Here is a 14,584-nt window from a genome sequence, read left to right on the forward strand (position 1 = left end):
CGGTGCGTCAGCGCGAGGCGCAGCAGCTCCGGTCGTACGTCGACACCGAGGGCGGTGAGCAGGCTGGCGTGATCCGCCGAACCTGCTGTGTTGTCTTTGCCGGCAGTCACGAATCAGACAGCAGAGGTGACCTGGCGGCCCTTGTAGGTGCCGCAGGACGGGCACGCGATGTGCGGGAGGGTCTTCTCACCGCAGGCACGGTTCGGGCAGGTGACCAGGGTCGGCGCGGTGGCCTTCCACTGGCTGCGCCGCGACCGGGTGTTGGAACGGGACATCCGGCGCTTGGGAACAGCCACGGCTACTTCTCCTCTGTGTTTTCGCTGACCACGTCGGCATCGTTTGCCACGGGAGCGGATCGGTCTGGGGTGGTGGAACCCTCAGCGGGGTCGCCGGTGCCGGGCGCCTCTGCGGCGAAACTCGCCAACTTGGCCCAGCGAGGGTCCAGTATCTCATGCCCATGATCAAGACCCGCAATCGCCATCCGCACACCGCACTCGGGGCACAGGCCCGCGCAGTCCGGGGTGCACAGCGGCTGCAGCGGAAGCTCCAGGCCGATGGCGTCGAGGATCACCGGCTCGAGATCGATGAGGTCGTCTTCCATGCGGTAGACCTCGTCGTCCTCGGTCGTCTGCTCGGTGGTGCTGTCCGGATACGCGAACAGCTCCGTCAGACGAATCTCCACCTGGTCGTCGAACGGTTCGAGGCAGCGCGAGCACTCCCCGACCGTCGGCCCGGACGCCGTGCCGGTGACCAGCACGCCTTCCGAGACCGCCTGCAGCTGCAGATCGAGTTCCACCGCGGCGTCGGCCGGGATGGCGATCAGGTCGAGACCCAGCCGCTCATGGTCGGTGACAGTGCGATGCAGTTCCCGCATGGTGCCGGGCCGACGGCCGAGGCTGCGGACGTCCAGCACGAAACCCGCCTCCGACACAGGACCACTGGTCTTGTGTGGACGCGAAGACGAACCGGAACGGGCGGACATCGCTGACTCACTTACTCCTGAGGGGATTTGGGCAACCACTCAACAGTACGGCAGGACCCCGTCCGAACTCAAAACGCGCGGCGCGCTCAGCGCCGGTGGTCGGCGGCGTATTCCGGGTACTCGGGCGCCTGACCGCCACGCATGTGCTGACGGCCGCGAGTGATCGTGCGGCGGGTGGTGGCCAGCGTCTCGCCCAGCGCGGCGAGCTTGCCGTCGAAATCGGCCATCTGCTCGTCGACGTAGTCGTCGCATTCGGCACGCACCCGGTCGGCCTCGCCCTGGGCGCCGTCGATCAGGCGCGCCGACTCGGCGTGCGCGGCCCGCACGACCTCGGTCTGGGCGACCAGCCTGGCCTGTTCGGCCTTGCCGTCGGCGACCGAGCGCTCGTAGGAGTCCTTGCCCGCCTGGATGGCCCGGTCGGCGTCGATCTGGGCGCGGCCGGTGAGCTCGTCGTATTCGGCGTTGCCGTCGGCGATCACCTGGTCGGCCTCGGCCCGCGCGGTCGCGACCAGGCGGTCGGCGTGCGTTGTCGCCTCGGCGACCATCCGGTCGGCGTGCGCCTTGGCGTCGGCGAGGATGCGGTCGGCCTCGGCGCGGGCCTTCTCGATGGTGGTGCGCGCCTGCTCGTTGGCGGAGGTGACCGTGGCCTCGGCGCCGGTGCGGGCGTCGCCGACGATCTTGTCGCGGTGGTCGAGGACGTCCTGGGCGTCGTCGAGCTCACCGGGCAGGGCGTCGCGGACGTCGTCGAGCAGCTCGAGGACATCGCCGCGGGGCACGATGCAGCTGCGGGTCGGCGGAATGCCGCGCGCCTCTTCGACGATGGCGACCAGTTCGTCGAGTGCTTCGAATACGCGATACATGCTCACTACCCTCCTGCCGACTCACGGCGAAACCACTACCGCCGTGACCCAGTCTGCCTGCCTGCGGCGCGTGTTCCGAATGTCGTCGCGGTGTGTCGCGACAGTGTCCTAGATCGCACAGATATCAAGTGGAGTGAACCCCTCCACTTCCGCTACCATCGGGAGGCACGACAACGCCGTCCGCCGGGAAGCACTGCACGTTTTCACCTGTTGTACTCCTCGACGCTCGTTCATTGCGATCGGAGTCGACCATGACCGTTCTGGAAACACCGCGAAGCGCGGTGTCGCACGTCGCGGGCATGTTCACTCCCTGGATCGGCACCTACCCCGTGCCCGCCCCGAGCGCACCGGCGCCCACGCTGCGTCCGCAGGTCGACCGGGCGCTGGTCTACCTCCGCGGTGATCGCGCACTCCCCCAGCTCATCCGCTTCGCCCTGGTCGGCGGATTCAGCAATGTCGCCTATGTGCTGCTGTTCTTCGCCATGCACGGCATCGGCCCGCTGATCGCCAATGTGGCCGGCTCGGTCGTCAGCACGATCATCGCCAACGAGCTGCATCGCCAGCTCACCTTCCACGCCGCCGACCGCGTCACCTGGTTCACGGCGCAGTGGGAGGGCGGCGGACTCGCGCTGCTCGGTTTGGGCATCACGACGGCAGGCCTTGCCGCGCTGGGCGTGTGGGCCCCCGGCCTGGGCGACAGCGTCCAGGCGCTGGCGGTCCTCGCGATCACCGCCGCCGTCGGCGGTATGCGCTTCCTGGCCTTGCGCGGCCTGGTCTTCTAGGCGCGGCGTTCGGCCAGGCGGTCCAGAAGGCGCTTGTGCACGGCGGGCGGGAGCATGTCGCTGACGTCGCCGCCGAGGGCCGCGACTTCCTTGACCAGTGAGCTGGACAGGAAGCTCAGGGACGGGTTGGTGGCGATGAAGAAGGTGTCGACGCCGGCCAGCTTGTGGTTCATCTGGGCCATCTGGAGTTCGTAGCCGAAGTCGCCCGCGTCGCGCAGGCCCTTGACGATCGCGGTGACGCCCTCCTGCTTGGCGAAGTCGACCGTCAGCCCCTGCCAGGACGCGACGCGCACGTTGGGCAGGTGGGCGACCGCTTCGCGCAGCAGTTCCATCCGCTCGTCGACGGTGAACATGCCCTGTTTCTTGGGGTTCACATTGACGGTGATGATCACCTCGTCGAACTGCGCGGCCGCGCGGGTGAACACGTCGAGGTGACCGTTGGTGACCGGGTCGAAGGAGCCGGGGCACAGTGCTGCAGCCATGGGTCAGACGCTAGCACCGAATTCGGCGAGCTCGATTCTGGTCTCCCCGTATTTGCGCGGCTTCAGCGGCGCATAGCCTGCGGGCCAAGCGATTTCGGGTGAGCGGATGGATCGCTCGACGATCACCAGCGCGTCCGGCGCGAGCCAGCCGTTGGCCGCCAGCGCGGTGAGGTCGGCGAGCACGTCCTCGGTGCTCACGTCGTACGGCGGGTCGGACAGGACCAGGTCGTAGGCGGCGGGCGCGGTGTGCGCCAGCACCGAGCCGACCGTGCCGAGGCGCAGTTCGGCCCCCGGCAGGCCGAGCTCGTCGATATTGGCGCGCACGATCGCGGCCGCCTTGCGGTCGGCCTCGATCAGCTGGGCGTGCGCGGCGCCACGCGACAGCGCCTCGAGTCCGAGCGCGCCCGACCCCGCGTACAGGTCGAGGACCCGCGCGCCGTCGAGGTCGAGGCGCGCGTCGATGGCGCTGAACAGGGCTTCACGCACCCGGTCCGAGGTGGGCCGGGTACCGGCGGACGGCACCTTCAGCCGCCGCCCGCCTGCCGTGCCCGCGACGATGCGCGTCATTCCGACTCGCGCGCAGCCAGTTCCACCAGCAGATCGCCGCCCTCGACCTGCTGCACCTTGGCGGTCGCGATCCGGCCGACGATGCCGCCGCGCGGCGCGGTGATGGCCGCTTCCATCTTCATGGCCTCGATGGTGCCGACGGTGTCGCCCGCGTGGATCTCGTCGCCCTCGGACACCGCCAGGGTGACGACACCGGCGAACGGTGCGGCGATGTGGCCCGGGTTGTTCTTGTCGGCCTTCTCCGCGGCCGGAACCTCTGAGGCGATCGACCTGTCACGCACCGCGATCGGGCGCAGCTGCCCGTTCATGATGCACATGACGGTGCGCATGCCCTTCTCGTCCGGCTCGGAGATCGCTTCGAGCCCGATGAGCAGGGTGACGCCCTTCTCCAGCTGCACGCGGTGTTCTTCGCCGCGGCGCAGACCATAGAAGAACTGGTTCTCCGACAGGCCGGTGGTGTCGCCGTACTTCTCCCGATGCGCCTGGAATTCCGCGGTCGGGCCGGGGAACAGCAGGCGGTTGAGGGTGTCGCGGCGTTCGGCCGAGGAACCGTCGAGGCCCTTCTGGTCCGCCGGGGTCAGCGGGGTCTCCGGCTTGGGTTCGTTGCGTCCGGCCAGGGCCTTGCTGCGGAACGGCTCCGGCCAGCCACCGGCCGGGGTGCCGAGTTCACCGCGCAGGAAGCCGATCACCGAATCCGGAATGTCGTAGCGGCCCGGATCGGCGGAGAAGTCCTCGATATCGACACCGGTACCGACCAGCGCCAGCGCCAGGTCACCGACGACCTTCGACGACGGGGTCACCTTGACCAGACGACCGAGCAGGCGGTCGGCGGCGGCGTACTTGGCTTCGACTTCCTCGAACCGGTCACCCAGGCCCAACGCGATCGCCTGCTGGCGCAGGTTCGACAGCTGACCGCCCGGGATCTCGTGGGTGTACACGCGACCGGTTGGTGCGGGCAGACCCGACTCGAACGGCGCGTACACCTTGCGCAGCGCCTCCCAGTACGGCTCGAGATCGCACACGTTCTGCAGATCCAGGCCGGTGTCACGCTCGGTGTGCGCGGCCGCGGCCACGATCGCCGACAGCGCGGGCTGCGAAGTGGTGCCCGCCATCGCCGCGGACGCACCGTCGACCGCATCCGCACCGGCCTGCCACGCCGCCAGGTAAGTGGCGAGCTGACCGCCGGGAGTGTCGTGGGTGTGCACGTGCACCGGCAGGTCGAAGTTGCTGCGCAGCGCGGTGACCAGCTTCGCCGCGGCGGGTGCCCGCAGCAGTCCGGCCATGTCCTTGATGGCCAGCACGTGAGCGCCGGCGTCGACGATCTGCTCGGCCAGCTTCAGGTAGTAGTCGAGGGTGTAGAGCGACTCGTTCGGGTCGAGCAGGTCACCGGTGTAGGACAGCGCGACTTCGGCGATGGCCGTACCGGTTTCGCGCACGGCGTCGATCGCCGGACGCATCTGGTCGACATTGTTGAGCGCGTCGAAGATCCGGAAGATATCGATACCGGTCGTGGCCGCCTCGGACACGAACGAGCGGGTGACCTGCTCCGGGTACGGGGTGTAGCCAACGGTGTTACGGCCACGCAGCAGCATCTGCAGACAGATGTTGGGCACGGCTTCACGCAGCGCGGCCAGCCGCTCCCACGGGTCCTCGTGCAGGAACCGCAGCGCCACATCGTAAGTCGCGCCACCCCACGCCTCGATCGACAGCAGCTCCGGGGTCAGACGGGCGACGTGCCCGGCCACACCGAGCAGGCCGTTGGTCCGCACCCGGGTCGCCAGCAGCGACTGGTGCGCGTCACGGAAGGTGGTGTCGGTGACCCCGAGCGCCTTCTGCTCACGCAGCGCCCGCGCGAACCCCTCGGGCCCGAGGGTGAGCAGCCGCTGACGCGACCCGTCCGGCGGCGGCACCGTCAGATCGACAGCGGGCAGCTTGTCGTACGGGTACACCGTGGTCGGGCGGTCACCGTGCGGCTTGTTGACGGTGACATCGGCCAGATAGCTCAGGATCTTGGTGCCACGGTCGGCCGAGCCGCGCGAGGTCAGCAGTTCGGGACGCTCGTCGATGAACGAGGTGGTGACCCGGCCCGCCTGGAAGTCGGGGTCGTCGAGCACCGACAGCAGGAACGGGATATTGGTCGTGACGCCACGGATACGGAACTCGGCCAGCGCGCGGCGGGCGCGGGCGGCCGCGGCGGGCAGGTCGCGACCACGGCAGGTCAGCTTGACCAGCATCGAGTCGAAGTAGGCGCCGATCTCCGCGCCCAGGTTCGCGCCGCCGTCGAGCCGGATGCCCGCGCCGCCGGGGGTGCGGTAGGCGGTGATGCGGCCGGTGTCGGGCCGGAAGCCGTTGGCCGGGTCCTCGGTGGTGATGCGGCACTGCAGCGCGGCGCCGCGGATGGACACCTTGTCCTGGCTCAGGCCGAGGTCGGCGAGGGTCTCGCCGGAGGCGATGCGCAGCTGCGACTGCACCAGGTCGACATCGGTGATCTCCTCGGTCACCGTGTGCTCGACCTGGATGCGCGGGTTCATCTCGATGAACACGTGCTTGCCACGCTCGTCGAGCAGGAACTCCACGGTACCCGCGTTGATGTAGCCGATCTGGCGAGCGAAGGCCACCGCGTCGGCGCAAATCCGTTCGCGCAGTGCGGGATCCAGGTTCGGGGCGGGCGCGAGCTCGATCACCTTCTGATGACGGCGCTGCAGCGAGCAGTCGCGCTCGAACAGGTGCATCACGTTGCCCTGCTGGTCGGCCAGAATCTGCACCTCGATGTGGCGCGGGTTCACCACGGCCTGCTCGAGGAACACCGTCGGATCACCGAACGCCGACTCCGCCTCACGCGAGGCCGCCTCGATCGATTCACGCAACTGCTCCGGCGCGGCGACCCGGCGCATGCCGCGACCACCACCACCGGCCACAGCCTTGACGAAGATCGGGTACTCGAACTCCTGCGAGGCGGCCAGCAGCGCATCGATATCGGCACTGGGCTCACTCGACTTCAACACCGGCAGCCCGGCGGCCTTCGCGGCGGCGATGGCGGTGGCCTTGTTACCGGCCATCTCGAGCACCGAGGCCGTGGGGCCGATGAAGGTGATGCCCTCACGCTCACAGGCGGCGGCGAGGTCGGGGTTCTCCGACAGGAAGCCGTAACCGGGGTAGATGGCGTCGGCACCCGCCGACTTGGCCGCATCGATGATCGCCTCGATCGACAGGTACGCCCGGACGGGGTGCCCTTCCTCGCCGATCTGATACGACTCGGCTGCCTTCAGCCGGTGCACGGAATTGCGGTCCTCATGAGGGAACACCGCGACGGTTCCGATGCCGAGTTCGTATGCCGCGCGGAAGGCGCGAATGGCGATCTCACCACGATTGGCGACCAAGACTTTCGAGAACATTCGACCACGGTACCCGGCCGTGACCGCACCACGGACACGCAAGGTGCCTTCGCAGCAATCTTCACATCGCACACCCGCCCACCTGCGAAGTTGCGTTCATCCGGCCGTCACATCTCACCGCGGCGACCGGTCGGCGGTGCGCCCGCGACGCCCAGGTCACGCCGGGTGCGCAGGCAGGGGCGGTAGCCGTCGCCGCCGGCGAGGCCCTATGCTGAGTGATGCAGCTGGTTCGCCTGCGCGGTGGAAGAGTCGGAGCCCCGACCTCCCGCGCCGGTGTCGAAACCCGGGCACGCGTCGTCGCGCGCCGGGTGAAGAGGGAACCCGGTGGGAATCCGGGACTGTCCCGCAGCGGTATGCAGGAACGACCGCCGTCATCAGCACTGGGCACGATGCCTGGGAAGCGACGGCCAGTAGGTCGGTCGATCACACGACCGGTGCCAGCGAGTCCGAAGACCTGCCGACTGTGCCGGATACGCCGTATCCGGCGGCCACCGCCTCGTGGATCGGGCGTGCTGACCACCTGTGCCGACCTGTCGCGTCTTCGCGGCGGGTCCCTCCGGTGTCGGCTGCCCGCGGTAAGGCGACGGCTCTCCCTGCACGACACTGGAGAATCTCCGTGACTGTTTCGCACTCTCCGTTCACCGCAACGGTTCTCGGCCTGCCGCGGGTCGGCCCGAACCGGGAACTCAAGCGCGCCACCGAGGCCTACTGGGCAGGTCGCGTCGACGCCGAGCACCTGCACTCCGTCGGCCGCGAGCTGCGCCGGGCGCAGTTCGCCGAACTGCGGGCGGCCGGACTGGATTCGGTGCCCGTCGGTACCTTCTCCTACTACGACCAGATGCTCGACACCGCGGTCCTGCTCGGCGCACTGCCGCCGCGCGTGGCCGGGATCGCCGACCCGCTCGACCGCTACTTCGCGGCCGCGCGCGGCACCGACACCGTCGCACCGCTGGAAATGACCAAGTGGTTCGACACCAACTACCACTACCTCGTGCCCGAGATCGACGCGGCAACCGTCTTCTCGCTGCACCCGGAGAAGCTGCTGGCCGAGCTGGCCGAGGCGCTCGAGCTCGGCGTCGCGGCCCGTCCGGTCGTCGTCGGCCCGATCACCTTCCTGAAGCTGGCCAAGGCGGCCGACAACAACGCCCTCGACCGGCTGCCCGAGCTGGTCGCGCTCTACGGCGACCTGCTGACCCAGCTGGCCGACGCGGGCGCGCAGTGGGTGCAGATCGACGAGCCGGTGCTGGTCACCGACCTCACCGAGGCCGAGCTCGCCGCTGTACGCGAGACCTACACCGCGCTGTCGAGCGTGCCGCAGCGGCCCGCGATCCTGGTCGCGACCTACTTCGGGCATCCCGATGCCGCGCTGGCGGCGCTGGCCGACACCGAGATCGAGGGCATCGCCCTCGACTTCACCGCGGGCACCGACGTCGCCGCGGTCGCCGCCGTCCCGGCGCTGACCCGCAAGCTGCTGGTCGCCGGTGTGGTCGACGGCCGCAATATCTGGCGCACCGATCTCGATGCCGCGCTGGGCACCCTCGGCACCCTGCTCGGCAGCGCCGACGCGGTGGCCGTGGCGACCTCGTGCTCCCTGCTGCACGTGCCGTATTCGCTGACCCCCGAGACCGGGCTCGACGAGCGGCTGCGGTCGTGGCTGGCCTTCGGCGCCGAGAAGGTCGCGGAGGTGCGTGTCCTCGCCACGGCGCTGACCTCGGGCACCGACGCCGTCGCCACCGAGCTGGCCGCGGCCCGCGACGCCGCCGAATCCCGCCGGACCGACCCCCGCCTGCACAACGAGCAGGTGCGGGCCCGGTTGGCCGGACTCGGCGAGGGCGATCTGAACCGGCTCCCGGCCGACGAGCGCCGGGCGCTGCAGCGCGATCACCTCGATCTGCCGCTGCTGCCGACCACCACGATCGGCTCGTACCCGCAGACCTCGGCCATCCGGCTGGCTCGCGCCGCGCTGCGCAAGGGCGAGATCGACCAGGCCGAGTACGTGCGGCGGATGCAGGCCGAGATCGCCGAGGTGATCTCCCTGCAGGAGAAGCTGGGCCTGGACGTGCTGGTGCACGGCGAGCCCGAGCGCAACGACATGGTGCAGTACTTCGCCGAACTCCTCGACGGCTTCGCCGCCACCGACAACGGCTGGGTGCAGTCCTACGGCACCCGCTGCGTGCGCCCGCCGATCCTGTTCGGCGACGTCTCCCGCCCCGAGCCGATGACGCTGTCGTGGATCGGCCACGCCCAGTCGCTGACCAGCAAGCCGGTCAAGGGCATGCTCACCGGCCCGGTGACGATCCTGGCGTGGTCGTTCGTCCGCGACGACCAGCCGCTGGGCGAGTCGGCGCGTCAGGTCGCGCTGGCGATCCGCGACGAGACGGTCGACCTGGAAGCCCAGGGGACCCGGATCATCCAGGTCGACGAGCCCGCCCTGCGCGAGCTGCTGCCGCTGCGCGCGGCGGATCAGCCCGCCTACCTGCGGTGGTCGGTGGACTCGTTCCGGCTCTCGACCGCCGGTGTCGCCGACACCACCCAGGTGCACACCCACCTGTGCTACTCGGAGTTCGGTGAGGTGATCTCGGCGATCGCGGGCCTGGACGCCGATGTCACCTCGATCGAGGCGGCGCGCTCGCACATGGAGGTCCTCGACGACCTGAACGCGGCCGGTTTCGCGCTCGGGGTCGGTCCCGGTGTCTACGACATCCACTCCCCGCGGGTCCCCTCGGTCGAGGAGATCACCACCTCGCGGGCCGCCGCGCTGAAAGCGGTGCCCGCCGAGCGGCTCTGGGTGAACCCCGACTGCGGTCTCAAGACCCGCGGCCCGGTCGAGGTCGAGGCGTCGCTGCGCAACCTGGTGACGGCGGCGGCCGCACTGCGCTGAGCAGTCCGCTGCCCCGGACGGAGCGAGTCCGTCCGGGGCGGCGAGTCCCGCATGTCCCCACCGTCCCCCTTCGCACGTTACGCACCAGTAGTCACAGGTAAATTCCCTTGCAGGACTGGACTTCTCCCCGGACAATCGCGATTTCGAGCGAACATTGCAAACCCGGAGAGTTAGGATCTCGGCGTGCGGAAGATGTACGCGGGGGCCAGGCTACGACGGCTGCGTGAAGAACGACGGATGACTCAGGCGGCCCTCGCGAAATCGCTGGATCTCTCCCCCAGCTACCTCAATCAGCTCGAGCGCGATCAGCGCCCGCTCACCATTCCCGTTCTGCTGAAACTGAACTCGACCTTCGATCTGGATGTGCAGTTCTTCGCCGCCGACTCCGACGCGCGACTGGTCTCGGATCTGCACGAGGTGCTCGTCGAAGCCGCGGGGGGCGGCGACACCGCACCGATCACCGAGGTCGAGGAACTCGCGACCCGGCTGCCCGAGGTGGCGCGGATCGTCATCGCCATGCACCGGCGGTTGCGCGCGGCCACCGATCAGCTCGATCTGCTGTCGTCGCGGGTCGACACGCCCAGCGGCGCGCCGGGCACCCCGATGCCGTACGAGGACGTGCGTGACTTCTTCTACGACCATCGCAATCACATCTCCACCCTCGATCACGCGGCCGAGCAGCTGTTCGAGGAATCCGGGCTGAGCATCGGCTCGCTGGATCGTCAGCTGGCCAGGATCGCCGAGGAACGCGCGGGCGTCACCGTGCTGGTCCGCGGCGACGGCGCCGACCCGACGATCCCGAAACGCCACTACGACCCCGACACCCGCACGCTCACGCTGGCCCGGCGGCTGCGTCCCGGCCAGCGTGCCTTTCAGATCGCCACCACCCTCGGCCTGCTGCTCTACGGTCGCGAGATCGACAATGTGCTCGCCGAGTCCAGGGGGCTCGCCGGCGAATCCCGCACCCTGGCCAAGGTGGGGCTGGCCAACTATTTCGCGGGCGCGCTGATCCTGCCCTACGGGCGGTTTCTGCGTTCGGCCGAGGAATTGCGCTACGACGTGGACCTGCTCGCCCTGCGGTTCGAGGTCGGTTTCGAGACGGTCTGCCATCGGCTCAGCACCCTGCAACGGCAGGGTCAGCGCGGTGTCCCGTTCTTCCTTGTCCGTACGGACCGGGCGGGCAATATCTCGAAACGCCAGTCCGCCACCGCGTTCCATTTCTCCCGGGTCGGCGGCAGCTGCCCGCTGTGGGTCACCCACGAGGCGTTCGCGCATCCGGGCCGGATCCTCACCCAGATCTCGGAGATGCCCGACGGGCGGCGCTACCTGTGGATCGCCCGCACCACCCCGGCCAGTCCCCAGGGGTTCGGGGCGGCGTCGAAGAACTTCGTCATCGGACTCGGCTGCGATATCGAATACGCCGACCGGCTGGTGTACTCCCAGGGCCTGCAGCTCGACGACCCGCAGGTGGCGGTCCCGATCGGGGCCGGCTGCAAGGTGTGCGAGCGGCCCTCGTGCCCGCAGCGCGCGTTCCCGCAGATCGGGCGGCCGCTGGCGGTGGCCGAGCACACCAGCACCGATCTGCCGTATCCGCGCCTGCCGCGCTGAGCGTCAGGACTTCGCGAGGTATTCGATGCGTTCGCCGTCGACGGCGGCGTCCATCATGCCCGCCAGACCGGGGTGCTTGACCAGGCCGGGATCGTCGGCGACGACCTGCCTGGCCAGCTCCTGGGCGGCGGTGATCACCTCGAGGTCGTCGAGCAGCGACAGCAGGCGCAGCGAGCGAGCGGTGCCGGATTGGGCGGCGCCCAGCACGTCACCCTCGCGGCGCTGGCGCAGGTCGAGCACCGAGAGTTCGAAGCCGTCGGTGGTGGCGGCGACCGCTTCGAGCCGGGCCATCGCCGTTCCGCCCGGGGCGGCATCGGTGACGAGCAGGCACAGGCCGGGGTGCTTGCCACGGCCGATCCGGCCGCGCAGCTGATGCAGCTGGCTGACGCCGAACCGGTCGGCGTCGACGATCACCATCACCGTCGCGTTCGGCACGTCGACACCGACCTCGACGACCGTGGTACAGACCAGGACATCGATGGCGCCGTCGTTGAACTGGCGCATCACCTGGTCTTTCTCGTCGGCGGGCAGCCGACCGTGCAGCAGGCCGACCCGGACGCCGGACAGGGGGCCCGCGCTCAGCGTCTCGTACATGTCGACCGCCGCCTGGGTGGTCGGGCCTTCCTTCTCCTCCGCCGATTTCTTGCCCTTTGCCGGCGGGGCCTCGGGGTCCTCGCCGATGCGCGAGCACACCACATACGCCTGCCTGCCCGTGCCGACCTCCTCGAGGATGCGCTCCCACGCGCGGTCCACCCAGCCCGGATGCAGTTTGCGCGGAACGACTTTCGACACGATCGGGGAGCGGCCGCGCGGGAGCTGGGTGAGGGTGGAGGTCTCCAGGTCACCGAGGGTGGTCATCGCGATGGTGCGCGGAATGGGGGTCGCGGTCATGACGAGCAGGTGCGGGCTGATGCCGCCTTTCGCCTTGGCCCGCAACGCGTCTCGCTGTTCGACACCGAAGCGGTGCTGTTCGTCGACCACCACCAGGCCGAGGTCGAAGAACTCGACCGCGTCCTGGATGAGCGCGTGGGTGCCGATGACGATGCCCGCCTCGCCGGTCATCGCGTCCAGCAGCGCCGACTTCTTCGCCGCCGCCGTCATCGATCCGGTCAGCAGCACCACCTTGGTGGACTGTTCGGCGGCACCGAGCTCCCCCGCGGTCCCCAGGTCGCCGAGCATTGCCCGCAGCGATCGATAGTGCTGGGCGGCAAGGACTTCGGTCGGCGCGAGCAGCGCGCACTGCCTGCCGGAGTCGACCACCTGCAGCATCGCGTGCAGCGCGACGATCGTCTTGCCCGAACCCACTTCGCCCTGCAGCAGGCGGTGCATCGGGCGGGTGCGCGACAGGTCGGCGGTGATCTCGTCGATCACCTGCCGCTGGCCCTCGGTCAGTTCGAACGGCAGCCGGTCGTCGAAGGCGGCGGCGATGCCGTCGGAGCTCGGCGGGCAGGCGGGGGCGGTGCGGCCCTCTACCTCGTGCCTGCGCTCGGCCAGCACCAGTTGCAGCGCCAGCGCCTCGTCGAAACGCAGCCTGTCCCTTGCCTTCTCGATGTCGAGCTTGTGCTCGGGCAGGTGGATCAGGCGCAGCGCGTCGGAGACCTCGAGGAGATTGCGTTCCGCGCGCAGGTCGGCGGGCAGCGGGTCATCGATCGGGTCGAGCTGGTCGAGCACCTGGCGGATGCAGGCCAGCAGGTCCCAGCTCTGCACCTTCGCCGTCGCCGGATAGACCGGGACGAACTCGCGCTCGAAGAACGACGCGTCCACTCCCCCCGCGCCTTTCGCGCTCTGCGCCAGACCACGCAGCGCACCGCTGCCGCGCACGGAGGTGAGACTCTCCACACCGGCCTCGGCTTTGTCGGGCAGGATCAGGTAGTCCGGGTGCGAGAGGTTCCAGCGATCCGGGCGCCACCAGTGCACGGTGCCCGACATCATCGCCCGCACACCCTCTTTCACCAGGTAGCGCACCTTGTCGCCGTTGAAGAAGGTGGCCTCGATCGGGCGCGCGGCGCCGGTGTCGAGCTGCACCTTCAGCAGCGAGCCGCGCCGGTTCTTCATCGGGCGCAGTTCGGTTTTGGTGATCCGGCCGATGACGGTGATGTGCGCGCTCTCCTCCGGCTCATCCTCGGTGAGCGGCTGGCCCTGGGTGGCGTAGCGCGCCGGATAGTGGCGCAGCAGGTCCTCGACCGTGGTCATGTCGAACGCCTCGGTCAGCCGGTCGGCCGCCTTCACGCCCAGCACGTGGTCGAGCCGGTCACTCAACGTCGCCATCACTCGACCCCTATCTGCACCAGATCCGCTTGCTGCCCACCGGAATACACCACGACCTCGACACCGGGGAAACCGGCCGTCACGTGATCGGCCAGGACCGCGCCCAGTTCGGGGCCCGCGTCGGCGCCCATCAGCAGTGTCACCAATTCGCCACCGAGACCGAGCATCCGGTCCAGCAGGATGCGGCCCGCGCCGACCACATCGGGGTCGATCACCACGACGTCGTGGCCGACGAGGCCCAATCCGTCACCGGGGGAACACATTCCGACCATGGTCAAGGCGCGCACCCTGGCCGCCCGCAGCGCACCCCATCGCGTGGTCGCGGCCGCCTCCGACATCGCGAACGCGTCGTCGACCGCGATCCGCCCGCGATCATGGACCGCCAGCGCGGCCAGGCCCTGCACCATCGACGCGCTCGGCAGCAACAGGACGTCACGTGACCCGTCACGGGCGGCCACACCGGCGGCGACGAGTTCCTGCGCGGGCAGCGCGCCGTTGGGCAGGACCAGGACTTCCCGGTGCGGCATCGCGCGGATCGCGGTCAGCAGCGCGGTGGTGTCGAGCTGCCGGTTGCCGTGCAGCACCACCGCGCCCGCGTCTTCGAACAGCCGCGCCGCCGCCGCACCGGACGCCACGGCGAGGATGCCGCGGTCGGCGAGACCTTCGGGCCGCTGGGCCGGTGCCGCGAGATCCTGGTGGCCGTTGCCGTGCGGCACGGCAGCGGCGCGGTCCCGGTGGTCCTCGTGGCTCGCCCCGTGT

At 69.7% G+C, this 14,584-nt stretch carries 10 protein-coding genes, 2 pseudogenes and 1 riboswitch; of the genes and pseudogenes, 3 read left to right on the top strand and 9 right to left on the bottom strand.

All coding sequences use genetic code 11. The features are described from left to right. The 4 genes and pseudogenes from ACFWPJ_RS09520 to ACFWPJ_RS09535 form a co-directional block, all read right to left on the bottom strand. Positions 1 to 110: pseudogene (locus ACFWPJ_RS09520) on the bottom strand (ribonuclease III); the annotation flags it as partial. Positions 111 to 113: 3 nt separating this feature from the next. After that, positions 114 to 296 (bottom strand): 50S ribosomal protein L32, encoded by a 183-nt coding sequence (gene rpmF / locus ACFWPJ_RS09525; RefSeq protein ID WP_040708879.1) that lies wholly within the window; start codon positions 294 to 296, stop codon positions 114 to 116. Between the two features lie 2 nt (positions 297 to 298). After that, entirely contained in the window at positions 299 to 982 is a 684-nt protein-coding gene (locus tag ACFWPJ_RS09530; protein ID WP_378849179.1) for a YceD family protein, read from the bottom strand. Between the two features lie 86 nt (positions 983 to 1,068). Continuing rightward, complete coding sequence (locus ACFWPJ_RS09535) at positions 1,069 to 1,842, bottom strand: DivIVA domain-containing protein (RefSeq protein WP_378849181.1); 774 nt, start codon at positions 1,840 to 1,842, stop codon at positions 1,069 to 1,071. A gap of 251 nt (positions 1,843 to 2,093) precedes the next feature. Here ACFWPJ_RS09535 and ACFWPJ_RS09540 point away from each other — a divergent pair, with 251 nt between their 5' ends. Then, entirely contained in the window at positions 2,094 to 2,624 is a 531-nt protein-coding gene (locus tag ACFWPJ_RS09540) for a GtrA family protein (protein ID WP_378849182.1), read from the top strand. Here the strand turns inward: ACFWPJ_RS09540 and coaD are convergent. From coaD to ACFWPJ_RS09555, 3 genes are read right to left on the bottom strand one after another with little or no spacing between them, the layout of a single operon-like run. Continuing rightward, positions 2,621 to 3,106, bottom strand: coding sequence for a pantetheine-phosphate adenylyltransferase (coaD, locus tag ACFWPJ_RS09545; protein ID WP_378849184.1), 486 nt, complete (start codon positions 3,104 to 3,106; stop codon positions 2,621 to 2,623). The two genes, ACFWPJ_RS09540 and coaD, sit on opposite strands and share 4 nt — an antisense overlap. 3 nt (positions 3,107 to 3,109) lie before the next feature. Beyond that, positions 3,110 to 3,673: a 16S rRNA (guanine(966)-N(2))-methyltransferase RsmD gene (gene rsmD, locus ACFWPJ_RS09550; RefSeq protein WP_378849186.1), complete on the bottom strand. Its 564-nt coding sequence runs from the start codon at positions 3,671 to 3,673 to the stop codon at positions 3,110 to 3,112. Next, on the bottom strand, positions 3,670 to 7,068 hold the full coding sequence (locus tag ACFWPJ_RS09555) for a pyruvate carboxylase (RefSeq protein ID WP_378849188.1): 3,399 nt from the start codon (positions 7,066 to 7,068) through the stop codon (positions 3,670 to 3,672). The genes rsmD and ACFWPJ_RS09555 overlap by 4 nt, the downstream gene beginning before the upstream one ends. Before the next feature lie 278 nt (positions 7,069 to 7,346). Beyond that, a riboswitch (cobalamin riboswitch) is annotated at positions 7,347 to 7,545 on the top strand. A gap of 139 nt (positions 7,546 to 7,684) precedes the next feature. On the opposite strand from ACFWPJ_RS09555, the gene metE reads away from it, so the two are divergent. Beyond that, positions 7,685 to 9,949, top strand: coding sequence for a 5-methyltetrahydropteroyltriglutamate--homocysteine S-methyltransferase (gene metE, locus ACFWPJ_RS09560; protein ID WP_378849190.1), 2,265 nt, complete (start codon positions 7,685 to 7,687; stop codon positions 9,947 to 9,949). A 183-nt stretch (positions 9,950 to 10,132) separates the two neighbouring features. Then, positions 10,133 to 11,557, top strand: a complete 1,425-nt coding sequence (locus ACFWPJ_RS09565; protein ID WP_378849191.1) for a short-chain fatty acyl-CoA regulator family protein — start codon at positions 10,133 to 10,135, stop codon at positions 11,555 to 11,557. A gap of 3 nt (positions 11,558 to 11,560) precedes the next feature. Here the strand turns inward: ACFWPJ_RS09565 and recG are convergent, their stop codons facing one another. Both recG and ACFWPJ_RS09575 read right to left on the bottom strand, forming a co-directional pair. Continuing rightward, positions 11,561 to 13,825 carry an ATP-dependent DNA helicase RecG gene (recG, locus tag ACFWPJ_RS09570; protein WP_378849192.1) on the bottom strand — a complete coding sequence of 755 codons (2,265 nt, stop codon included), beginning with the start codon at positions 13,823 to 13,825 and terminating at the stop codon, positions 11,561 to 11,563. Beyond that, positions 13,825 to 14,584 (bottom strand): annotated as a pseudogene (locus tag ACFWPJ_RS09575) (dihydroxyacetone kinase); the annotation flags it as partial. The gene recG and the pseudogene ACFWPJ_RS09575, both read right to left, overlap by 1 nt.

The organism is Nocardia sp. NPDC058497, from assembly GCF_042720195.1.
In the GTDB taxonomy this organism is placed as follows: Bacteria; Actinomycetota; Actinomycetes; order Mycobacteriales; family Mycobacteriaceae; genus Nocardia.